Source organism: Desulfitobacterium dehalogenans ATCC 51507, from assembly GCF_000243155.2.
Lineage (GTDB): Bacteria > Bacillota > Desulfitobacteriia > Desulfitobacteriales > Desulfitobacteriaceae > Desulfitobacterium > Desulfitobacterium dehalogenans.
In genome coordinates, this window is record NC_018017.1 from 3,015,572 (window position 1) to 3,038,695 (window position 23,124).

21 protein-coding genes and 1 pseudogene are annotated in these 23,124 nt (G+C 46.9%); all 22 read right to left on the minus strand.

Annotated elements, in window-relative coordinates:
* Nucleotides 1–46 precede the first annotated feature (46 nt).
* The 22 genes and pseudogenes from DESDE_RS21295 to DESDE_RS14725 all read right to left on the minus strand — a co-directional run bounded on the left by DESDE_RS21295 (nt 47) and on the right by DESDE_RS14725 (nt 23,096).
* The gene (locus DESDE_RS21295) at nt 47–274 is read right to left on the minus strand and encodes a phosphatase PAP2 family protein (RefSeq protein ID WP_242831259.1); all 228 of its coding nucleotides are present in this window, start codon (nt 272–274) and stop codon (nt 47–49) included.
* A gap of 14 nt (nt 275–288) precedes the next feature.
* Nucleotides 289–879 (minus strand): annotated as a pseudogene (locus DESDE_RS14630) (PIN domain-containing protein); the annotation flags it as partial.
* Between the two features lie 20 nt (nt 880–899).
* Nucleotides 900–1,373, minus strand: a complete 474-nt coding sequence (locus tag DESDE_RS14635) for a ribonuclease H-like YkuK family protein (protein WP_014794798.1) — start codon at nt 1,371–1,373, stop codon at nt 900–902.
* A gap of 499 nt (nt 1,374–1,872) precedes the next feature.
* Nucleotides 1,873–3,432 carry a coproporphyrinogen dehydrogenase HemZ gene (hemZ, locus tag DESDE_RS14640; protein WP_014794799.1) on the minus strand — a complete coding sequence of 520 codons (1,560 nt, stop codon included), beginning with the start codon at nt 3,430–3,432 and terminating at the stop codon, nt 1,873–1,875.
* Nucleotides 3,429–4,046, minus strand: coding sequence for an MBL fold metallo-hydrolase (locus DESDE_RS14645; protein ID WP_014794800.1), 618 nt, complete (start codon nt 4,044–4,046; stop codon nt 3,429–3,431). Before DESDE_RS14645 ends, hemZ begins: the two co-directional genes overlap by 4 nt.
* 55 nt (nt 4,047–4,101) lie before the next feature.
* Nucleotides 4,102–4,551 carry a D-aminoacyl-tRNA deacylase gene (dtd, locus tag DESDE_RS14650; protein ID WP_014794801.1) on the minus strand — a complete coding sequence of 150 codons (450 nt, stop codon included), beginning with the start codon at nt 4,549–4,551 and terminating at the stop codon, nt 4,102–4,104.
* Nucleotides 4,552–4,553: 2 nt separating this feature from the next.
* Nucleotides 4,554–6,734, minus strand: coding sequence for a RelA/SpoT family protein (locus tag DESDE_RS14655; RefSeq protein ID WP_014794802.1), 2,181 nt, complete (start codon nt 6,732–6,734; stop codon nt 4,554–4,556).
* A gap of 28 nt (nt 6,735–6,762) precedes the next feature.
* Complete coding sequence (locus DESDE_RS14660) at nt 6,763–7,284, minus strand: adenine phosphoribosyltransferase (RefSeq protein WP_014794803.1); 522 nt, start codon at nt 7,282–7,284, stop codon at nt 6,763–6,765.
* A 21-nt stretch (nt 7,285–7,305) separates the two neighbouring features.
* On the minus strand, nt 7,306–9,714 hold the full coding sequence (recJ, locus tag DESDE_RS14665) for a single-stranded-DNA-specific exonuclease RecJ (protein ID WP_014794804.1): 2,409 nt from the start codon (nt 9,712–9,714) through the stop codon (nt 7,306–7,308).
* Nucleotides 9,715–9,923: 209 nt separating this feature from the next.
* The gene (locus DESDE_RS14670) at nt 9,924–10,355 is read right to left on the minus strand and encodes a hypothetical protein (RefSeq protein ID WP_242831413.1); all 432 of its coding nucleotides are present in this window, start codon (nt 10,353–10,355) and stop codon (nt 9,924–9,926) included.
* Between the two features lie 792 nt (nt 10,356–11,147).
* Nucleotides 11,148–11,306: a hypothetical protein gene (locus DESDE_RS22105; RefSeq protein ID WP_014794806.1), complete on the minus strand. Its 159-nt coding sequence runs from the start codon at nt 11,304–11,306 to the stop codon at nt 11,148–11,150.
* 348 nt (nt 11,307–11,654) lie between these two features.
* Nucleotides 11,655–12,590, minus strand: a complete 936-nt coding sequence (locus DESDE_RS14675) for a polysaccharide deacetylase family protein (RefSeq protein WP_014794808.1) — start codon at nt 12,588–12,590, stop codon at nt 11,655–11,657.
* A gap of 174 nt (nt 12,591–12,764) precedes the next feature.
* Nucleotides 12,765–13,259: an acetolactate synthase small subunit gene (gene ilvN, locus DESDE_RS14680; protein WP_014794809.1), complete on the minus strand. Its 495-nt coding sequence runs from the start codon at nt 13,257–13,259 to the stop codon at nt 12,765–12,767.
* Between the two features lie 6 nt (nt 13,260–13,265).
* Entirely contained in the window at nt 13,266–14,957 is a 1,692-nt protein-coding gene (gene ilvB, locus DESDE_RS14685) for a biosynthetic-type acetolactate synthase large subunit (RefSeq protein ID WP_014794810.1), read from the minus strand.
* 220 nt (nt 14,958–15,177) lie between these two features.
* Complete coding sequence (gene secF / locus DESDE_RS14690) at nt 15,178–16,167, minus strand: protein translocase subunit SecF (protein WP_014794811.1); 990 nt, start codon at nt 16,165–16,167, stop codon at nt 15,178–15,180.
* The gene (secD, locus tag DESDE_RS14695) at nt 16,167–17,396 is read right to left on the minus strand and encodes a protein translocase subunit SecD (RefSeq protein ID WP_014794812.1); all 1,230 of its coding nucleotides are present in this window, start codon (nt 17,394–17,396) and stop codon (nt 16,167–16,169) included. The genes secF and secD overlap by 1 nt, the downstream gene beginning before the upstream one ends.
* Before the next feature lie 92 nt (nt 17,397–17,488).
* Entirely contained in the window at nt 17,489–18,151 is a 663-nt protein-coding gene (locus DESDE_RS14700) for an HD domain-containing protein (RefSeq protein WP_014794813.1), read from the minus strand.
* A 34-nt stretch (nt 18,152–18,185) separates the two neighbouring features.
* Nucleotides 18,186–18,932, minus strand: a complete 747-nt coding sequence (locus DESDE_RS14705) for an EcsC family protein (protein WP_014794814.1) — start codon at nt 18,930–18,932, stop codon at nt 18,186–18,188.
* A 146-nt stretch (nt 18,933–19,078) separates the two neighbouring features.
* On the minus strand, nt 19,079–19,435 hold the full coding sequence (gene yajC, locus DESDE_RS14710; protein ID WP_014794815.1) for a preprotein translocase subunit YajC: 357 nt from the start codon (nt 19,433–19,435) through the stop codon (nt 19,079–19,081).
* Nucleotides 19,436–19,535: 100 nt separating this feature from the next.
* Complete coding sequence (tgt, locus tag DESDE_RS14715) at nt 19,536–20,654, minus strand: tRNA guanosine(34) transglycosylase Tgt (protein ID WP_014794816.1); 1,119 nt, start codon at nt 20,652–20,654, stop codon at nt 19,536–19,538.
* A gap of 17 nt (nt 20,655–20,671) precedes the next feature.
* A complete protein-coding gene (gene queA, locus DESDE_RS14720; protein WP_014794817.1) occupies nt 20,672–21,697 on the minus strand; it encodes a tRNA preQ1(34) S-adenosylmethionine ribosyltransferase-isomerase QueA in 1,026 nt (341 codons plus the stop codon).
* Nucleotides 21,698–21,716: 19 nt separating this feature from the next.
* Complete coding sequence (locus tag DESDE_RS14725; protein ID WP_014794818.1) at nt 21,717–23,096, minus strand: SpoIID/LytB domain-containing protein; 1,380 nt, start codon at nt 23,094–23,096, stop codon at nt 21,717–21,719.
* Between the last annotated feature and the right edge of the window lie 28 nt (nt 23,097–23,124).

The window sequence follows — 23,124 nt, forward strand, 5'->3', positions numbered from 1 at the left end:
CCTGAGTACGTTTATTATGCCATATATAGCCAAACATGCAAAGCTTCTACCCCATCAAGAGGGCCGTTATGGTCCCCAGGCTTGCGCCGATCATTATGTCCGACGGATAATGCATACCCAGATAAACTCTGGAGAAAGCGACGATGGAGGCGAGGCTATAGAAAAGGATGAATGAGGAGGGAATAGCCAGAACCAGCACGGTAGCTATACAGAAGATGGCGGTGGAATGTCCGGAGGGAAAGGATGCATCCCGGAGAGGCTTTGTACCCATCATTACTCCGTCCAGAGAATTTCCGTCTGATCCGTAAGAACTCCTTTGACGCAGCTATTGGGTGCTGCCTTGTCCGGCAGGAAAACCGAGCCTTTTTCGTAAAGTTCGGCTACTTCGGCATCCTTGAGATTTATGATCAGAACCTCTTCATTTAAAGGGGTAAAGTCAATTTTATCGTTATAAAAATCCTCGGTCTGGATGGACAGGGCATCCGCCTTGACGCGCATTGCCACATCCTTGGTGACCAGAATAACCGGGCGTTCCTCTTCATTGGCCAGATTGAGGGTCACGGCGAGGATCCGGTTATCCGGCAGGGAAAGATCGGAAAAGAGGGGCAGGATGGCTCCGGAAGAATGGTTGAGCTCGATTCTTAACCTCCCTTCCTCCGGGAGGTCAACTCCCTGGGAAAGTTGCCCTCTTTCGCGCAAATGATCAAGAAAACGGATAGTCTGGCGGGCCAGGCGCCCAACATCGTCCAGCGATCTTTTTTTATGCTCCAGCTCTTCCAGGACGGCATAGGGGATGACAACCTCATTGTCCTCAAAGCAGAAAATGGCATTGGGGTCATGGAGCAAAACGCTCGTGTCCAGTACAAAGGTTTTCTTCATAGTATCCTTCCTCCCCTGTTTTATTTTGAGAGCCTGTTGGCCACACTGGAAGCCATATAGGAGTTAGGCTTAACCTCACAGAAGAAGCCGCAGGATTGGACCCAGCCGACCACCTCATCCATGAACTGGGCAGTGGGGCCATTGCAGCCCACATCCACATGGACGGCGATATCGCAGAAGATGTTATCCTTCTCAAAGCGTTCTTGGAGCTTTTTGGCATACTCCAGACTCAGGCCGGTCTCAAAGAGAATTTTCTGTTTGGTGTTGGTTATTTTCATAACCTTTCTGATCTCCGAAAAGAAAATCCCGCCCCGGCCCACATTGTTGACGAACTTGTGCACCCCAATGGTGATGGGCACTTTGGTATAGGAGAAATTCTGACTGTCCGTCCCGACGGCAAGCTTGTATTCGATTTTACTGCCGTGAGCCGTGTAGTTTCTGATCAGCTGATACATTTCCTCGAAGGTCACCTCTCCGTAAGTGATGCTGTACATAATCACCCTCCTCACCGACTTTTGTCTGCAATGATTGCCCTATAAAAAACGAAAGCGAGTCCTAACTACCGTCAGGAGACTCGCTTTCATTCTTTATAATAATGATGCTGATACCGGGACATGGCTACCCGGCGCTGTGAACATCTTTCAACAGACACCCGCCTTAAACCGGAAGAGAGTAAGGATAAGAAAGACGGACAAAATGCTTTGACCATGTGCTCTTTGTACCTGTTTTCTTTCCTGTTATGAAGCATAAATACCCCTCCCCTACCAATTCACCGACTACCGTGGACTTCAGTCGTTTTCCTAGCTGCTAAAGGAATATTACACTATTAATGTTAATCCATTATTAAACTTAAGTAAATATAATTTTAAACTTTTGTATATAGGGTAAAAAAAAGACCGGAGAACCGGTCATCAAGCTCCGGTGCCACCCGGAGACTTAGTCAATCTTAAAATAGCATAATAATGTTAAGCTAAAAGCCGGATTCGGTTAAGTCTATCCAAGGATTTTTTCTGCTTCCGCTCTCTTCCTTTGGGTCTCTCCCCATCGCTCCAGGTAAACCTGCCAATTGGCCGGATGATGGAAACTGACCAGGGAAAAATCCGCCAGGTTTACAATTTTGCTGGAAGCCCCCGCTCCCAGGCCGATAACCGCTTGGTACTCTTCCATGATCCCAATATTATATCGGCATTCCAGGCCGGGCTTGGCAAAGCCGATATTCTCCAGATTGCCGGCGATCTGCTTTTGGCGATAGAGATAATAGGGCTGCATTCCCATAGAACGAGCAGCGGCCATAACGACTTCCTGCATAGCCTCCAGTTCTCTGCCCAAATTCTGCGTCAAGCCCTGCTCATGTTCCTTGGAACCTCGTTTGATGGCTAAGGCGTGAACTGTAAGATTATCCGGTTCCAGCGCTTTGATCTGCTCCAAAGTCTCCTGGATATCCCTAACCCCTTCTCCAGGCAGCCCTATGATCAAGTCCATATTAATGATCCAGCCGGGAATCTCACGGGCAAGTCCATAGACTTTGAGGATATCCTCTACTGTATGGGCACGGCCAATCCGCTGCAGCGTTCGATTATGCATGGTTTGAGGATTGATGCTCAATCGATTGACCCCGCTTGCACGGAGAGCTAGAAGCTTCTCCTGGGACAAGGTATCAGGCCGGCCTGCTTCCACGGTAAACTCTAAGGCTTCTTTATGGGGAATATGGGTCATCATTAAAGCAATCAGGCAACGGATCTCCGCAGTGGTAAGTATGGTAGGTGTTCCTCCGCCCAGATAAAGGGAATCCGCCGTAAGGCCTGCAGTTCGCATCCATTCTCCTGTCGCCCTGATCTCTTCCCCTAACCCCTGCAGATAGTGCTCCAGAGGCTCTCTGCTCCGCTTTAATGAATACGCGGGAAAGGAGCAATAGGAGCAACGGCTAGGACAGAAGGGTATCCCGATATAGACGGCCACATCCATGGGATGGTTCTTCATCGTCTCCAGGAAAGGCTGCTGAATGGACACCACTTCTTGAAGCAATTGGGCTTTATCCTCACGGATTGCGTACACCTCGCGCAGAGATCCCTCCCTGTCTTCTAAAGGGTATCCTGCCTCTTTTAAGCGATGGAGAATTTTGCTGGGGCGAATTCCCGTTAGGATTCCCCAAGGGGGAGTGTGCCCTGTTCTCTGAGAAAAAAGAGCGATAAGCCCCCTCTTTAATAAGAGCTTTCGTTTTCCTTCCTTTCCCACATAGGGATGGGATAAAAGGAATTTTATCTGTTCCTCATTGAGGGTGATTGAGACTTCAGTAAAATTTGAACCGGTTTTGCAGTTAAAATACCCTTCAATTCGCCAGGGAGCATCCGGATAATGAATATCAATGTGAAGAATACCCAGTTCATCATTGACTGCATCATTTTCACGACTTAGATTCGTTGAAACCGTTGATTGATGGTTATCTTCCTCTTCAAACTCCACCTGGGCCTCCGGAAAAAAGGCCCGGCTTAAGGAAAGACCCGCTTCCAATTCGGAGCGGGATAAAGTATTGCTTTTTAAAATGATGTTCATCGCAAAAACGGGTTATCCCGCTTTTCCCTCCCGATCGTGGTTTCCGGTCCATGGCCCGGGTATACCTTAGTGTCCTCAGGCAAAACAAGCAATTTCTTTACAATGGAGTCGATCAATTCTTGGTAAGATCCACCGGGAAAGTCCGTCCGTCCGATGGAACCATCAAAAAGAGTATCTCCGCTGATCAGCCCTTCTGAGGTCAGAAAACACACTCCCCCGGGGGTATGTCCAGGTGTGGCGATCACTGTAAGGGTCAGGTTTCCCACCTGCACTACCTGACCATCCTCCAGCAGAAAATCTGCCGATTTATAGTCATAGGATCTTCCCAACATCCGGGAAAGATTATGAGCGCCGCTGGTCAGCATAATGGCATCCTCTTTATGAATCCCTACTTTCGCCTGATAAAGCTCACGTAATTCATCCACAGCACCAATATGGTCAAAATGTCCATGAGTAAGCAGGATATATTCCACCTGAACTCCTTCTTCAGCTATCCATCGTTGAATCCCGGCACCATTGGCTCCCGGGTCGATGATAGCCGCCTTCTTGGTTTCCGGGCAGCTCACAAGATAACAATTAGCCCCCATAGATCCTACCGCACGACACTCAATCATGTAGATCCCTCCATCAAAAGCATACTTTCCTACTTTCAGATAATTGGTAATAAAATTAGAAGTTCTTCTCACTATCGATAAGCAAGGTTACCGGCCCATCATTGACCAGGGCCACCTGCATCTCGGCCTGAAAGATCCCTGTTTCCACATGGAGTCCACAGCCCCGTATTTTTTCCACAGCCTGCTGGAAAAGGTTTTTAGCCATCTCGGGAGGTGCCGCTGTGGAAAAGCTGGGGCGTTTTCCTTTACGACAATCTCCATAAAGGGTGAATTGAGAGACCATGAGAATTTCCCCGCCTACATCCTGGATAGAGCGGTTCATCTTCCCTTCCTCATCTTCAAAGAGTCGAAGTCCGACGATTTTATCCACCATCCAGTCCAGGTCAGATACGGTATCTCCTTGTCCTACTCCGAAAAGAACCAACAATCCGGCTCCAATCCGGCCAACGATTTCTCCCTCCACAGTCACTGAGGCCTGGGTCACTCTCTGAACAACACTGCGCAAAGTTAACGTCCTCCTAAATGTACCCGTTCCACAGATGTGACATCCTTAACCCGCCGAATCTTCTGCATGACATTATACAAATGTCCAAGATTGCGAATCTCAATACTCAATTGAATATGGGTACTCTTATCTTTAGCCACTCGGGCATTAATCGCTAAAATATTCGTTCGGCTCTCCACTACCACATTCATCACATCCGTAACCAAACGCGGCCGGTCTAAGGCGAAAATCTCCAAATCCACCGGATAGATGGATTCGACTTCCGTATCCCAGATGACTTCAACCATCCGGGCTTGTTCTTCCTGAGAATGAAATTTGATATTATCACACTCGCGGCGATGAATGGAGACCCCTCTCCCCCGGGTAATATAGCCCACGATATCATCTCCAGGTAAAGGGTTACAGCAACGGGAAAAACGAATGAGAATATTGTCCACTCCCTTGACCCTTACCCCTTGGCTCGCCTTACCATAACCACTGGAAGACTTACCTTCTCCCTGCTGAAGGGCCTCCAACTGAAGCCGTTCCCGCTCATCCTTGGTCAGGTCTTCCTTTAAGCGCATAAGGACCTTATTCACTGTAACTGCGCCGTCCCCCATGGCGGCATAGAGATCCTCCACACTGGTTATATTGTAAGCTTTACCAATCTTCAAAAGAATATCGGATTTAAGTACTTGAGTCGGATCTAAGCCAAGCTTGCGTACCTCCCGCTCGATTCCCTCCCGGCCCCGGGCAACGTTCTCTTCCCGCTTTTCCTTCTTAAACCACCCACGAATTCTGTTTTTGGCCTGGGATGTTTTTACGAAAGACAACCAATCCCGGCTGGGACCATTGCTTTGTTTTGAAGTCAAAATCTCGACAATATCGCCATTGGTCAATTTGGTTTCCAGAGGTACAATGCGGCTGTTAATCTTCGCGCCCACACAACGGTGTCCTACATCCGTGTGAACCCGGTAAGCAAAATCAATCGGGCAGGATCCTGCGGGAAGCTCCACCACATCTCCCTTGGGTGTAAAGACAAAAACCGTATCCGCAAAAAGGTCTATTCTGAGTGATTCCATGAATTCTCCGGCATCCCGTGAATCATGCTGCCACTCCAACAGCTGGCGCAGCCAGGAAAGCTTTTGCTCAAAATTACCACCTACAGGTTTTCCTGCGCCCTCTTTGTATTTCCAGTGGGCGGCAATACCGTATTCAGCGGTGCGATGCATTTCCCAGGTACGAATCTGGATCTCAAAGGGCTCTCCATGGGCCCCAACCAAGGTCGTATGCAAGGACTGATACATATTGGGTTTGGGCATGGCGATATAGTCCTTAAACCGGCCGGGCAAGGGCTTCCACATCGTATGAATGATTCCCAGAGCGCCATAACAGTCATTCACTGAATCGACAATAACCCGAACAGCCGTTAGATCGTAGATTTCGCTGAGCTCTCTATGTTGAGTAATCATTTTCCGATAGATGCTGTAAAAGTGCTTGGGGCGGCCTGATATATCCGCTTTGATGCCCACTTCAGTCAGGCGTTTGGATAACTGGGTGATCACTTCATTAATCTGGACTTCCCGTTCCGCCCGTTTTAAAGCGATTCCTTCTGACAAATCATAATACTCTTGAGGTTTCAAGTAGCGGAAGGAGAGATCCTCCAGCTCCCATTTAATGCGAAAAATACCCAGGCGGTTAGCCAGGGGCGCAAAAATTTCCAGAGTTTCCTGAGCAATCTCTTTTTGCTTTTTTTCAGAATGAAATTTCAGGGTCCGCATATTGTGAAGACGATCCGCCAATTTGATCAGAATCACCCGAATATCCTTAGCCATAGCCAAGAACATCTTGCGCAGGTTCTCAACCTGAAGCTCTTCCTTGCTCTTGTACTCAATCCGCCCTAGTTTTGTCACTCCATCGACCAGGATAGCCACTTGAGAGCCAAATTCTCTTTCAATATCTTCGATAGTGTACTTGGTATCTTCCACTACATCATGAAGGAATGCCGCCGCAATGGTGGCCTCATCCATTTCCAGTTCCGATAAAATCTTGGCCACTTCCAGAGGATGCTGAATATATTCTTCTCCTGAATTGCGAAGCTGCCCACGGTGTGCTTCTTCAGCAAAGGAATAAGCCTTTTCCACAAGCTTGATCCCTTCCGGAGACACTTTATGTAATTTTTCCATGAGCTCGCCAATCGACATTATTCTGCTCCTCTCCTGTGCCCCTTTTTTAATACTTAATCAAGGAAAATATTTTATACCCTTCCAGCTTCTTACGACCTTCCAGAAAGCCTAATTCGATCAAAAAGCTCATTCCCACCACCTGGGCACCGGTCTTTTCAAGCAAACGAGCCGTGGCGGAAATGGTTCCGCCGGTAGCCAGCAAATCATCCACAATGACTACCCGCTGTCCCGGTTGAATGGCATCGGCGTGGACTTCCAAAGTATCACTGCCATATTCAAGTTCATAAGTTTCTCCCACGGTCTCACCGGGAAGTTTGCCCGGTTTGCGCACAGGAACAAAACCAATGCCCAGGGCGTAGGCTACCGGAGCTCCCAATAAAAAGCCACGGGCTTCCGGTCCCACAATGATATCCGGCTTACACTCCCTGACTTTCTCAATAATGGCATCAACGGCTGCTCGGTAAGCTTCTCCGTCTTTCAAGAGGGTAGTAATATCCTTAAAAGAAATACCGGGTTTGGGAAAATCATCGATGACGCGAATATACTCACTAAAATCCAATGCCTTCACACCTTTCCATTCTTTAGTTCTCTATCGGTACCGGCCCAGCCTTGTCTGAAACTCCGGCCAAGGCATAGTGCAATATTCTTCTTTAAACGCCATGGTCTCCTGCCAGCGCTTTTTGGCACTCCGAAAACGCAGCGCCCCTTCCAAATCCAGCTTTTTCTTGGCGGGGATCCACTCGATATGGATGGCACCCGGTCTATGGCGCAGACAGCGGAGCAAATTCAGCTCTTCCAAGATTTTCAAGCCGGTTCGGGCTTGCCACAGGGGAATTCCCTCCACCTGCCAGGTGAACGGATTATTCTTAATAGCCAAATCATATAACACTCTGTACAATTGGACAAGATCTTCCCGAGATAAATAACCCGTTCGCTCTTTTAAGACGAGGGCCTCAATCTTACTCTCGGCAATGATCATGCCTTGTCCACCTTGGTTTTGGGTCTCCCTCATGATCTCCCTCACTGCGTTCCACGATGAAGGAACCCCTATAATCATAGCCCAATCTGCCTTGAGATCCGTTTCAGGCCGTTGAGGGTCTGATCCGGTAAAATCCCAAAGGGCGACTGAAGCACCCCAGCTTTCAAGGGTTTTGCTCCATTCTTCCCGATTTTTAGCTCTCCAATCCATGACTTTCAAGCCTTGAGAAGATGGGCTTCCTGCAGCCATTTCCTCCGGTCCCAAAGCGATCTCCTGCAAAGCCGCTGAGTGGTCATTATCTTCCTGCCATGGGGCCTTGGGTTGAATATCTTTAATCATCAGCTGGATATTCTGGGTTCCTCGGAAAGTATTCCAGTCCAAACCAAAAGCTACGTCCACCGTTGAAGACCCTAAAATATTCCCTAACTCTTCCCCTTTGCGAAAAGCTATTCCTTCCCATTCACCTTGGGTTCCGAACATACATTTTAAATGAGCCTGGTCTTTCCCCACTAGATCGGCCATATAGAGGGGATAATCCTTTCCGGCCAGAACCGGACTGGGATTACCAAATCCGAAGGGGGCAAGATGCTCTAAATCGCGCATCAAGGAAGCATCAAGGGCCTCCAAAGGGACGCATTGGTCCACACGAACCCGTTCATAAAACATATCCTCCGGGAAATTTTGAGCTGCTTGATTCAAAGCCTCGCAAAGAAGGGGGATATTCTCCGGTTTCAGCGAGAAACCGGCAGCCTGGCTATGTCCACCGAATTTCTCCAAAAGCTCTGCCTGAGCCTTCAGTTCATCTAGTACATGATAGCCTCCTATCCCTCTGGCGGACCCTTTTCCTATATCCTCTTCCTCCGTGACAAGGAAAACGGGGCGATAATAGCGCTCCACCAAGCGAGAAGCCACAATTCCGATGACCCCATGGTGCCAGTTCTTACCCGATAAAACAATAACCCTGGGAAGTGGAGCTTCCTCTAAAATCTTCACTGCTTCTGCAAAGATATCCTTTTCTGTGTCCTGGCGCAAGGCGTTTTCCCGGCTTAAAAACCGTGCTAACTCGACAGCCCGATCTTCATGGCCTGTGAGCAACAGCTCCAATCCGGCTCTGGCGCTATCCATCCGACCGGCAGCATTAATTCGCGGCGCCACCATAAAAGCGATCTGCCCCGCTTTAAGAGGTTTCCCCCATAGACCACACTCCTCAAGTAGAGTGCGCAGTCCTAAATGAATGGTATTCTCCATCTGCCGTAAGCCATAGGCCACGATGGTACGGTTCTCATGGGTTAAGGGGACAAGGTCCGCAATGGTCCCTAAGGCTACTAAATCTAAAATTTCCAGGACAGCATAGGCTCCCGTCCCACCGCAATCTAAAGTCTCTAACAAGGCCTGAGCCAACTTAAAAGCTACTCCCACTCCAGCGAGTTCCCGAAAAGGGTATCTAGAGTCCTTAACCTTCGGATTCAGGATAGTATAGGCTTGGGGCAGGATTTCAGGCGGCTCATGATGATCGGTAAGAATCATATCTATCCCCTGAGACCGGGCATACTCCACTTCATCCACGGCAGTAATGCCACAGTCCACGGTAATGATCACTTTAACATCAGCTTGGGAAGCTTTTAATACGGCATCCTTATGTAATCCATACCCTTCGTCCATCCTGCTGGGAATATAGGCGACCGCCTTAAACCCTAAATCTGTCAATACTTTATAGAGTAATGCCGTACTGGTTACCCCATCCACATCATAATCGCCGTAGATAAGGATTTTTTCTTCTTGAGCCCGTGCCTGCTCTAAACGTTCAACTGCCTTAGCCATTTCTCTAAAGGCAAAAGGGGAATTTAAATTGAGTAAGGAGGGGCTTAGAAATTCCAGGATTTCTTCTTCCGTCCCGACGCCCCGCTGGCTTAAAATGTCTGCAACCACCGGAGAAATCCCTAAGCGCTGTGGGAGTGAGCTGCTGCTATCTTGAAGCCCAGGAAGGGGTCGTGGTTTTGTCCATATTCTTTTTGTCATGCTCCACCTCCATAGGCAATATTATACCTTACCCTTTCCACTTTTGTGGATGTTATATTGAGACCTTAAGGGGTTAACACCAAAATATAAAAAGGACTTCCAGGAGAAGTCCCACAGTCTAATCAGCGATAAGTCCAAAACTTTGACATTAACTTATTTCAGAATAACAAAATTAAATAGTAATGACAAGAACAAAATGTATTGAATTTTCAAATCATAACATTGCCGATGATAATGCACAAGATGCCCATCAACGCACGCCAGAGAATCGGGGAAATTCCCCATACCACTTCTTTTAACCTGATCTTAGGAATTAACCCTGTACCTACAATTAAAGCCCATACTATCACTGCAAGAATGGGGGTAAAAAAAGCGCCAAAGACCACCAAACTGGCTATACCCCCAGCTAAACCCGCCACAACATTGCTTTGACGGGCTTTTTTTGCAAAATATAAAAGAGCTCCTATACTTATGAACACTCCAATTATAAAGGGGACTTCCCATAGCCAAAAATTATCCGGATGCGTATACCAGAGAATTCCACTTATTATGAATGCGGCCGCCAAAGCTCCTCGAATTCCACCTATGAATATCAAGGCAGCCGCCAGCAGAAGCAACCATTCCAGCAAGACCAGAACCACAAAAGCCAAGGTCCATCCCCCTTTCTAACGACATTTTGAATTAGTATCTCCCGTATTATGGTAAAAAAATCAATAGGAAATATATTCCTGGACAACTGGCATATTTAACCATTTAAGCATATTTTGTATTGAAACTGTATCTTAAATCTTTGTTAAGGGAGGAATTGCGCTATGTGGGGTTGGTGGGGTTTTCCTTGGTGGGGCTTCGGTTTTGGATTCCCTTGGGGTATTTGGCGTCGTCGCTGGTGGTGGTAAACCGCTCTGGCACTCAGCTTTCTTAAGTGTGCTTATTATCTCTTTATTCTTAGGTAGGTTTCTTGCCCCTTTATTTTTCTATAAGCTTCATTATAAGTATTCCGGGAAGGGCCGTTGGTTATCGCCAACGGTCTTTCTTGGCACTATTGCAAGGTTGCCGACCCCAGGGTGCATGAGGGTGCGAATGTCAAGTAAGCTGCATAGAAGTCTGATCATAAAGAAAACTTGGCTGGCGCCAAGCCTCTGGCGAAGGCGGCTGCCTAGTTGCCCTTATGCTTAGAAAGTATATAGCGCAAGCATATACTTTCTGATAGTGCAAAAAAAGGCCCCCTCGAATGAGGAGGCTTCTTATGGGGACTTTAGAGTTAATTGCTTAGAATACAATTCCCATAGCAATGAGAAGTAAGATGATGACTACAACGATTGCGATTCCTGCTCCCAAATTTGTTCCTGTCATTTGATACCCTCCCTAAATTGCACTCTCTCGATAAGCGAAGACAATAGATCCTGTTAAAGTGGCCTTTCGCATGCTTTTGATTAGACGAAGATTACGCCCAAAGCGATAAGAATCAAGATTGCAATAGCAATAATTCCTACTCCAACGCCCCAGCCTACGCCACAGCCTCCCCAGCCTCCGCCAGTGCCACAGCAAAGACCAGCGCCGCCAAAACCTGCTCCATATCCTAAACCGTACATAAAGTACCCTCCTTTTAATTCATAAAATTTTTAGAACACAATACCCATTGCGATCAATAAAAGGATGATTACAACTACCACCGCGATTCCTTGAAAATAGTTAGGCCCGCTAGGTCCGCAAGCTCCAGCTGCTCCGAATTCCATAGTGTTATCTCCCTCCAAGATTGGTAATATATGGTTACACTACAAGATATGGCCGCTCCATTAATATGTGAGATGTCCTGCCGATAATTCACAAAATCTCCCATTTGCTTTTTTTAATTAGTATATGAACTCAATAAAAACTGCCGATCCTTTTAGGTCTATCGGCAGCTTAGAGAATATATGGTTGTTTTCGAGATGCTTTATTTAATAGTTGGCATTTTCAACTCTTCTTTTGAACTCATCAAGACCCATCTGAGCATAACAATATACGCGCTTAATTCGGAAAGAATCCTCCGGTCCTGCCCATCCTCTGTCCGTGGTCAGTCCCATTTTATATCCCGTTTCCCGGCATAACTCAATGATTAAAGAGTCATAAACTCCATAAGGATAGGCAAAAGCAATTTTCGGCTCGCTGAGCATCTCTTCCAAAATCTTTTTTGAAGTGAGAAGCTCCTCTTTGATTTGCTCCTTAGAAAGACTATTTAAATAAGGATGGGCTATGGTGTGACTTTCTATCTGCCAGCCCGCCCGGCTCATTTCCAGTAATTGCTCCTCCTTTAAATATTCTGTTCCCCCAATCCATCCAGTCACCATGAAAATCGTTCCGCTATACCCATACTTTTCAGCAATAGGAAAAGCATGAGCATAATTATCTTCATAACCATCATCAAAGGTTAAGACAAAGGTCTTTTCAGGAAGTACTTTCCCTTCGTAAAAATACTGATAAAGGTCATTCAGGGTAATACTTTCATAGCCGTTTTGGGAGAGGAATTCCATGTGAGTTTCAAATTCCTCAGGAGATACTCTTAGTTCATTGCCCTCTTCATAGTCAATAGAATGATAATAAAGAATAGGAATAGACGGTTTCAAAGTTTGTGAAAGCCCTTGAGCATTATTTTCCACAGGGGGATCCGCGATTTGATCTATAGTCTCGATTTGTACAGGTTCCACTATTGGTTCTTCAGTTTTAATATCTTCATTGACCATATTTATTGGCTCTTGATTTATTATCTCCTCATTGGCCCTATCTTTTGGCGGCACTGCTTCGCTGGACCTTGAAGAACATCCCGGGATAATTAGAGTGGATAGAATAACAAGAATAAAGAATAAACGGATAAACTTACCCTTTACGTGATTCACCTTCTCAACTCCTCTGGGCATGATCGAGTCAATACAACTCCCGTTTTCCACCTGGTTGAATATTCTCTACAGCAGTTCAATCTCCCTCTTTTTCCGATACCCATAAAAAAGTGATGTGCTTTTTAACCAACACACCACTTAAAAGCCTTTCTATATTGGGATTTTATTCTAGGTCTATCCATGTTTTGCTGGAATAGGCCCCCTTGATAAAGCGATTTTTCCAGTCCGGACAATTTCAATAATCCCGTAATCCTTAAGAACTTCACAAAGAGCGTCAATCTTGGTTTCTTCTCCTGTCAATTCAATAACCATAGTCTCACGGTTTACATCGACGATTTTAGCTCGGAAAATATCGACAATATCCACAATATCTGAACGGGTTTCGCTGCTGGCCTTCACTTTAATCATAGCCAGTTCTCTTTGAATGGAATCCGTTTCTGTTAAATTCGTTATTTTAATAACATCAACGAGTTTGGAAAGCTGGTTGACCACCTGTTCCAATTCCAGCTCATCAGCCTGAACAACGACCGTTATGCGCGTCGTATCGGGTTCCTCTGTATACCCTGCGGCAATACTTTCGATATTAAAGGCCCTCCGGCTGATTAATCCTGAGATATGAGTCAATACCCCGGGGCGGTTCTCAACCAACACGGCTAATGTATGTCTCATAATGCCTTACCCTCCCATAATCATTTGGTCAAGACGACCTCCTGCCGGAACCATTGGCAGTACATTTTCGTCAGCAGGAATTCGAATCTCCACGACTACAGGCCCATTTACGGCGAAAGCCTTTTGAATGGCCGTGTCAACCTCCTGAGGATCCGTGACTCTTAGACCGACGACACCCATTGCTTCCGCTAATTTCACAAAATCCGTATGACCCTTCAGGGTAGAATGAGAATAATGTCCATTGTAGAACATCCGCTGCCATTGGGCCACCATACCGAGGACCTGATTATTAAGAATAAATACCTTTACAGGCAAGTTCAAATCCGCCAACGAGGATAACTCCTGACAGTTCATCATAAACCCGCCGTCCCCTGTAAAACATACTATCTGACGGCCGGGACATCCCACTTGAGCTCCCAAAGCCGCTGGAAGTCCATATCCCATGGTTCCCAAACCACCGGAGGTGAGCAGAGTCCGGGGATGTTTATACTCATAAAATTGGCTGGCCCACATTTGGTGCTGCCCAACATCCGTGACGACCACAGCATCCTCTGCCGCATAATGACTGACTTGCTGGATTAAGTGCTGAGGCATAACCAACCCTTCCCGTGGGACATAGGTCAGAGGATTGCCCTTTTGCCATTCATCCAATTGTTTCTGCCATTCCATATGGGCAGTCATCCATGATTCCGCAGATCTTTCTTTCACTTGATTCAACAGAGCCGGTATAGACCACTTTAAGTCCCCTATGACACGTATATTGGCGATAATGTTTTTATTAACCTCAGCAGGATCGATATCAAAATGAATCACTTTCGCCTTTGAAGCGAAATCGGCAACAAGGCCTGTAACCCGATCGTCAAAACGCACACCTAGACCGATCAGCAAATCCGTATGAGTGGTTGCCATGTTGGCTGCATAAGTTCCGTGCATGCCCACCATACCGTAATGTTGTGGGTGTTTATCGGGAATACAGCCTAAGCCCATGAGGCTGCTTATGACAGGGGTATGGGTGTATTCTACCAATTCCCTTAAGGCAGGAGAAACATCGGCCAGATTCACTCCCCCGCCGACAAAGAGCAGCGGTCTTTGAGCTTTGCCCAGTTCCTCTGCAACCCGGGCAATGACCTGGGAGTCTCCTTCGAAAATCGGGCGATATCCCCGCAAATGGACGTTATCAGGATAATGAAAATCCAGCTCTTTAGCAAAAACATCTTTAGCAACATCGATAAGGACGGGACCGGGCCGGCCGGTGCGGGCGATATGGAACGCCTCTTTAAACACTCTGGGCAATTCATCGACATCTTTAACAAGATAGTTATGCTTTGTAATCGGCGTGGTAATTCCTGTTACATCTGCTTCCTGAAAGGAATCCCGTCCGATGAGAGAAACAGCCACCTGACCCGTAATCGCCACCATGGGGATGGAATCCATATAGGCTGTGGCGATCCCAGTAATTAAGTTCGTAGCTCCCGGTCCTGAGGTGGCAATACACACTCCCACCTTCCCGGTCGATCGGGCATACCCATCGGCAGCATGGACTGCACCCTGTTCGTGTCGGGTCAATATGTGAGGAAACTGAGTCTCATAAAGTGCATCATAAAGCGTTAAAACCGAACCCCCAGGATATCCGAAAACAACTTCAACATTTTCCTGCTTCAAGCATTCAATGACAGCTTGAGCTCCTGACATCCTCATACACCCACTCCTCCTTTATTTTCTATTTAGAATGTATTATAGTACAGAACTCAAAAAAATGCACTATATAATATTATAAATTAAGGAAGAAATTTATTGGCATACTTTCTGCTCGTGTAATAAAAATTCCGGGAGCCAGCCCGGAATTTTTAGGTTTATATTAGATTATGCAAAAACAGTTGGATTGCCAAACATTAAGGATTTAATATTTCTTTGAGGATTATGCTTTGGCGCGGGCAGGTTTACCGCCCCTCTTCGGCTTCATCCTTTTCTTGATCTCGACTAAGATCTGGCTGGCATTAAAGATGGAGGAATAAGCTCCTGCTACTACACCGATCATCATGGCTAAAGCAAACACTCTGGTTGATTCTCCGCCAAGGATAAATATAGATAGAAGGGAGATAAGAACCGTCACTGCAATCTTGATCGAACGCCCCATCATCTGCCAAATGGATTTATCCACCATATCCTCAAAACTGTCCCCTCGTTTCATGCGAGGTTCGTTTTCACGGATCCGGTCAAAAATAACTACGGTATCATTGATGGCATAACCGAAAATGGTCAGGATGGCGGCCACAAAGGTAGAGTCGACTTCCCATTGAAAGAGGGAGAATACCCCGACTGTAGTGATCACAGCATACAGTAAGCCCAAAACACCTGACACAGCATAGGCAAATTGGAAGCGGAAGCTAATATAGGCCAGTATTAAGACCGCTGCAATAGCCAGGGATAAAAAAGCGTTCTTGGTCAGCTCTTGACCGATGGCCGGTCCGACCTTATCCTCCTTAAGGGATTCTCTATCTAATTCCCCTACCTGAGTCTGCAGCGCTGTAAGAAGTTCGTTGCGCTGTTCTTCTTCCAGAGCGGAGGTCCGGATCAAGGCCGCGGTATCATTATCGGAAAGCTGCACCGGTCCTTCCAAACCTACGGAGGCCATGGCCTCGGTGATTTTCTCTTGGGTCACCTGTTGATTGAATCTCATATCAAGCATGGTCCCACCGGTAAAGTCCACCCCCAGGTTCAGCCCTCGGGCGAAAAAGGAGATGAAACTGATCGCAAGGATAATAAGAGATATTGCGAACCAAACGTGCCGGTGCTTAACCACATTAAAATAGAAAGGGATGGAATTTTTAACCTCTTCATAGGTTGCCGCATGAGCCGCAGGAGTTGAGGCCGTGGTTTTCTTGCCGGGATTATTGTTTTCAGACATTAGCCTTCCCTCCTTACGCCAAACCAGGCAGTATTCATACGTGGATTAATAGCTACTATCCAGCGCAAAAGCATCCGAGTAAAGGTAACCGCAGTAAAGAGGCTGGCAAAAATACCGATACCCAAAGTAATAGCAAATCCTTTAATGGAGCTTGTGCCCAGGAAGAAGAGGGTAGCCGCAGCAAATAAGGTAGTAATATTGGCATCAAAGACGGTCACAAAAGCACGGCTGAAACCAGCTTCCACTGAAGCGCGCAGGGATTTGCCAAGGCGCAGTTCTTCCTTGATCCGTTCATAGATGATGATGTTTAAATCCACCGTCATACCAATAGAAAGAAGAATCCCCGCTATCCCCGGCAAAGTCAGAACCGCACCGAATCCCTTTAATGCCCACAGTACGAGTAAAGTAAAGACGACTAAAGAAATATTCGCAACAAGCCCTGGCAGGCGATAGAGTACGAACATAAATAAAATGATAAACCCTAAAGCCACAATACCGGCATTAATGCTCTTGCTCAGGGAATCTACACCCAGTGAAGCTCCCACGGAACGTTTCTCTGCAATACTTAAGCTCACAGGCAGAGCGCCGGAACGAAGCAAAACCGCATATTGAGCAGCTTCTTCCAGAGATGCGTACCCAGTGATTTCTGCTTGGCCATTGACAATAGGTACCTGAACTACAGGATTTTGCAGGAGCTGATCATCTAAATAGATGCCGATCTGCTGTCCAACACTACGGCTGGTCACATCAGCAAATTTCTTTGTTCCTTCTGGAGAAAAGGTGAGTTGAACCACATAACTGGATTGTCCTTGCCCGGCACGGGCATCCTTCAAATCCGATCCCTCAATAACCACGTTCCCTTGTGCATCTTTAAACGTCAATTTAGCTGTGGTTTTCAAAGCTTCTACCGCTTTATCCGGATCTTGAACTCCAGCTAAATCCACAATAACCCGCTTTTTATCTAAATCAGTCTGAATGACCGGCTCAGACAATCCCATCTCATTGACCCGTCTCTCAATGATGCTTTTGGCCTTTTCAACATCCTCGGCCGTAACTTGTGTACCATCTGGACCTGGTTCAGCCTGCAGGACAAGGTGAACTCCTCCACGCAGATCAAGTCCCAACGAAATTCCCTTTTCCGGGTCCGTAAGGGGTTGGATTGAGAATACTACCGCGATGACGATCAGCAATATAGTTGCTGTTAATTTCAGGATGCTTCCCCTTTTCATCTTTTTTCCTCCCTTAATATTTACCTGGGACTTGCCCATGCCAGATTTAATTATAATCCTCGCCTATTCACGCTGTCAACGAAAGGTAATTTTTAAAGCAGCTTTACTTCATTGATTTTAAGCTCAAATTGAGTGCCCAGGAAATAGGCTGCCCTACGGCAGAGGAGCATGCGGGCTAAGAATATTTCGAAATAATCCATAACAGGACAAATCTTGGTATTGATGGTAATCTCCAAGGCAATTCTATCCTCGGGATAAACCCTCAGAAAAGAGTGTTCCACTGCATAGTTGACACGGTCATGAATATCAAAGGTTGCGGGTTCTTGGTTTCTTATCCGCGAACGATGCACGTCGGATTTGTCCGCCAAAATTAATGCTGCGGAAATTTTGCTTACCGGATTGCCGTCGCTCTCGTCGTGGTTGCCGATCGCTCCAATGACGATGGCGATTTCTTCAGGAGCCATGGCATGGCGTTCCAGAATATGAGCGGCCAGAATCGCACCGGACTGTGCATGTCCCGCCCGATTGATCACATTACCAATATCGTGAAGATAAGCAGCTACCGCCGCGAGCTCGCATTCACGTTCCGAGTAACCCAATTTCTCCAGGATATTATAAGCGATACTGGACACCAAGCCTACATGTCTTAGACCGTGTTCTGTGAATCCGATGGCTGCTAAATTTTTGTTTCCCCCTTCGATATATCCCTGAACGATTGGGTCCGCTTTCAGATCAGCTATAGTAACTGGCTTCACGAAAATCCCCCCAGACTGTTTGTCTCTATCTTATCTAATCCATTTGGATAAGTCCTTTTTCCTGAAGAATCCTTAACCGGTAGCAATTCATTCCCACATGACCCAAATCTTCCAGTAAACCATAATTGGCTACAGCACCAACCACTGCTCCGATTCCCGGCAGCATTTGAAGCATTTTTCTCAAGTCAATGGCATCTCGATATTCCACCTGGAACTGCTCCCAATCGAAGAGTTCCATGGCTTTTAGTTCCGGATAGTCTTTGACTGTTTCGTCCCAATGGACCAGTTTATGGAACACCCCCGGGCGTTTCTCCTGACTGGAAAAAGCCAATTGGAAGACAAAAAGCAGATATAACCGTTCCTTATAGCTTTCCGTGGAATAACCATAGATATGGGCAAGTTCAAAAAGAAATTTCATTTTAATAGCGATCAGAGCAGGAAAATCCGCTATACCCAGTATGATTCCTCCGGCCCCTGTTCCAGCGCCTTCCGCCGCCGCCACTCGCTTATAATTCTTTAGCAATTCCAGGGCCTTCTGATCCCTTTCCATGAGATCGGCGTTTTTAATGGGCTTACCTTTGGGCATATATTCAAGACCAAATAGTACCCCTCGAACCAGTCCTTTGATGGTAACGGTCAGGGTATCAAAAAATTTCTTAGGGTAGAGTTCATTGACTTTACTTTGAATTGCTTTCGATCCCTTTTCCAATAAACCCGGTGGGCGCAGTATTTTCTTTTGCCACCGCAGTAATTCGCTTTGGATATGTTCTTCGTAGGTCACTCCCATCCCCCACCTGACATAAAAATTTATTTTGAACCAAAACTAAATTCTTAAAATCAATGAAATAAGCAAGTAGATACTTCCACTTGCTTATTCGTTCCTCTATATTGTACCCGTAATTAGGTCGGACATTCTTGTGAGCTTGCTTATTCAGCGGTCTGCCCTTGCTCAACCACTTCTTCTTTTTTCTCTGCTTTATCCTTTTTATCTGCTTTCTTCTCTTTTTCCACGACAATTTCACGATTTTCTACGGAACCCACACCGTTCTTGGTCACTTCGATTTCCACTTTATCAGCAATTTGAATAATCACTGAATCTTCCTTGACCTTACGGATCTTCCCATAGATTCCACCGGCGGTTATGACCTTATCATTAACGCGCAAGCTATCCAGCATAGCTCGTCTTTGCTTAGCTTGTTTTTGTTGTGGGCGGATCATGAAGAAATACATAATACCAAAGAAAACTACCATGTAAAGAAGAAGTGTCATTGTACCACTTTCCATAAATTTATTGTCCCCCTTTTAATTTGTCCCTTATATTTTCCCATTATTCTGGAATAACTTATTCCCCATTGTGTCCAAGAAATCCTGCCTATTGAGCAAATTATTTCAAATATCCGTACTCATAGAAGAACTTCTCCCGATATTCAGGGAGGCGGTCTTCTCTGATGGCAGTCCGAATCTCAGCCATGAGATTGGTTAAGAAACGCAGGTTATGAATCGTCATCAGGCGCAAGCCCAAAATCTCATCCGCTTTGATCAAATGCCTTAAATAGGCTCGGGAGTAATTTTTACAGGTGTAGCAATCGCAGGTGGGATCGATCGGTGAAAAATCATGGGCTGACTCAGCGTTTCTTACCACAAGCTTTCCATAACGGGTAAGAGCGGTTCCGTTACGTGCTATTCGCGTGGGAAGAACGCAGTCAAACATATCAATCCCTCTCATCACTCCTTCAATCAAGGCATCCGGCGAACCTACCCCCATCAAATAACGGGGCTTATCTTTAGGCAGCAGAGGAACCGTATAATCCAGGACTTCATACATCAGCTCCTTAGGCTCTCCAACACTCAGCCCTCCTACGGCATAACCCGGCAAATCCAATTCTGTGATTTCTGCCGCGCTTTGCTTGCGAAGGTCCTCGTACATGCTTCCCTGGACGATTCCAAAAAGGGCCTGCCGGTCCGTGGTGGTCAAGGTCTCCTGGCAACGCTTAAGCCACCGGGTGGTACGCTCCAAAGAAGCTTTGGCATATTCCCGGGTGGCGGGATAAGGGGTGCATTCATCAAAAGCCATAACGATGTCGGAACCCAATGCCATCTGAACCTGGGTCGCAATCTCCGGACTTAAAAATTTCTTTGAGCCATCCAGATGAGAACGGAATTCCACTCCCTCTTCAGTGATTTTGCGCAAATCACCGAGGCTGAATACTTGAAAGCCGCCGCTATCGGTAAGAATCGCCCCGTCCCAATGCATAAAGGAGTGAAGACCCCCTGCCTCCCGGATGAGCTCATGACCTGGGCGCAGAAAAAGGTGATAGGTATTGCTTAATATTATGCCCGCTCCCAGGTCCTTTAATTCCTCAGGGGTCATAGTTTTTACCGTGGCCTGGGTTCCCACGGGCATGAAAACAGGGGTTTCGATCACCCCGTGAGGGGTATGAAGCTTGCCGAGGCGGGCACGGGTGCGGGAATCTTCCTTGAGAATTTCTATACGAACTGCCAATGCGTTCACTTCCTTTATTACAATATCATCATAGCATCGCCAAAGCTATAAAAGCGGTAGCCCCCTTCGATGGCGATATGATAAGCTCTGAGAATCTCTTCCCTGCCGGCAAAAGCACTTACCAGCATGACCAGGGTGGACTTGGGAAAATGAAAATTCGTAATCAAGCCATCGAGAATTTTAAAGGTGTAGCCCGGATAGATATAAATGTCGGTCCACCCTTCTTTCCCTTCGACCCGGCCATTTTCCTTAGTCACGGATTCTAAGGTTCGGGAAGCCGTGGTTCCCACAGCGATAACCCGGCGCCCTTGGCCTTTAGCGCGATTGATCCGCTCCGCCGCCTCATGGCTGACCCGATAATATTCTGAATGCATGGCATGTTCTTCCACATTGTCCACTTTGACCGGACGAAAGGTTCCCAGCCCCACATGGAGCAGGATCTCAACGATTTCCACCCCTTTATCCTTTAAGCGCTCCAGCAATTCCGGAGTAAAGTGGAGACCGGCGGTGGGAGCGGCGGCGGATCCGCTTTCTTTAGCATAGACGGTTTGATACCGCTCCTTTTCCTCCAGCTGCTCAGTAATATAGGGTGGCAAGGGCATATTCCCCAATTGATCGAGCACCGATTCAAAGACTCCCTCATAATCAAATCTCACAAGCCGATTGCCATCGGGTAAAATCTCCATAAGTTCTCCCCGCAGGAGGCCCTCTCCAAATACCACAGTCTGCCCTGCCTTTAACCGTTTGCCGGGCTTTATCAGGGTCTCCCACACATCCTTTTCCCGGCGGGTAAGGAGTAAGCACTCAATTTTTGCCTGGGTATCCTCTTTTTCACCAATCAATCGGGCGGGGATGACCCTGGTATTATTGACCACCAGGACATCTCCCGCCTGGAGCAGTTCGGGAAGTTCCCGGAACACATGATGCTCAATCTCTCCGGTGGAGCGATTCATAACCATAAGGCGGGAAGAATCCCGGGGTTCCACCGGGTGCTGAGCGATACGATCCACGGGCAGATCAAAATCGAAATCCTCTAATTTCAAAATGATTCTCCTTTGTGCACTATAAATAGTACTTGATTAAATCCATCTGCTGGTAATAAAATTTCAGAATTTCCCCATAGGTATATCCTCGTTGAGCCATATGATAGGCTCCCCATTGGGACATACCCACCCCATGCCCCCAGCCACGGCCATTAAAAACAAAAACATCATAGGAAGCGGGAAACTCCCGAATCCCCTGAGCAGTGCTTAAAATACGGCCTAAACGGGGTCCGGAGCCAACCTCCTGGGCTTTTTGCTTATCGACCAGCCCGCTTAGGCGGGAGGGAACACCCAATTCCTTCAGATCGAAAGAAAAGAGGGGTTCATCACCAGGTATCTGCTGCACATTAAATAAGTTGCCCAGAAAGGCTTGGACGGTGATGGGCTGGCCATAGGGATAAAATTTCTGCACAAAAGCCCTGCCGCCAACCTCATGAACCTTACCATCAATGTCCCGTATACTTACCTTTTTTACCCTACCTGAAGGGAGTTTGTCAAGTTCAATTTTGGCAATGGGACCCATTTCGAAGGCCTGCCCCAGAACATCCGCCCCAATAATAAACCGCCAGCGGTCGGCCGGGCCTCCGATTCCTTGGGAGAAAGGATCCGGCTGGGAGGTAAAATGAGGATCCGGATTAGACCAGACATTTTCCGCCCGTTCTGTATAACCGCCATTATGAGAAGAATAAAGGGCATCAATAGGCTGGTAGGTTATGGAATCCACCATGATTTCTCCCCGCGTAGCCTCTACGGCTTGGTTGGCCGTACCTTCGACATTCCTTCCTAAATAAGCCTGATCATAATCAGGAGAATCCGTAATCTGAGATGTAGCGCGGGTTTTTCTTACCATATAGGTTCTAGCGGCTACAGCTTGTGCTTTAAGCGCCTCTAAACCGTCGCCCGCCCAAGAATTGCTCATCTCGATGGGTACCACTCCTTTGAGATAGTCCTCCTGCTCCACTCGATTGATAAGCTTACAACCGCCATCCTCCCAACGTATCCTCAGGCTCCCCCGATAGCTTACCTGTTGGCCATCCGGAGTTTGAACAAGGAAAGACCCATACTCCCCTTTCCGATTCAGCTCCAGCTCTTTTCCCCTCCAAATCTGAAACGGATCATAGTTCTTTTTCAGAGCGGGAGACCAGCCTCCCCAGGTAAGCTCAAGAGCAGAGCCCGCTGGAAAAGGGGTCTCAATCTGCTTATCCTTATCCACTTCTTTAAGAATATAATTTCCTTGCTCCACCTGAACTTTAATCCATCCGGCCTCTTTAAATTTCCATACTAACTCCACGTCGATTTCTTTCGCCTGACAAGGGGCAGCCTGCAGAACAAAAGCGACCATAAGCAAAAAGAATACCTTCTTGACGGGAAAAGACAATCTGTCCGAGAAAGGCAGCAACTCAACCACCTCACAACTCTTTTCAAAC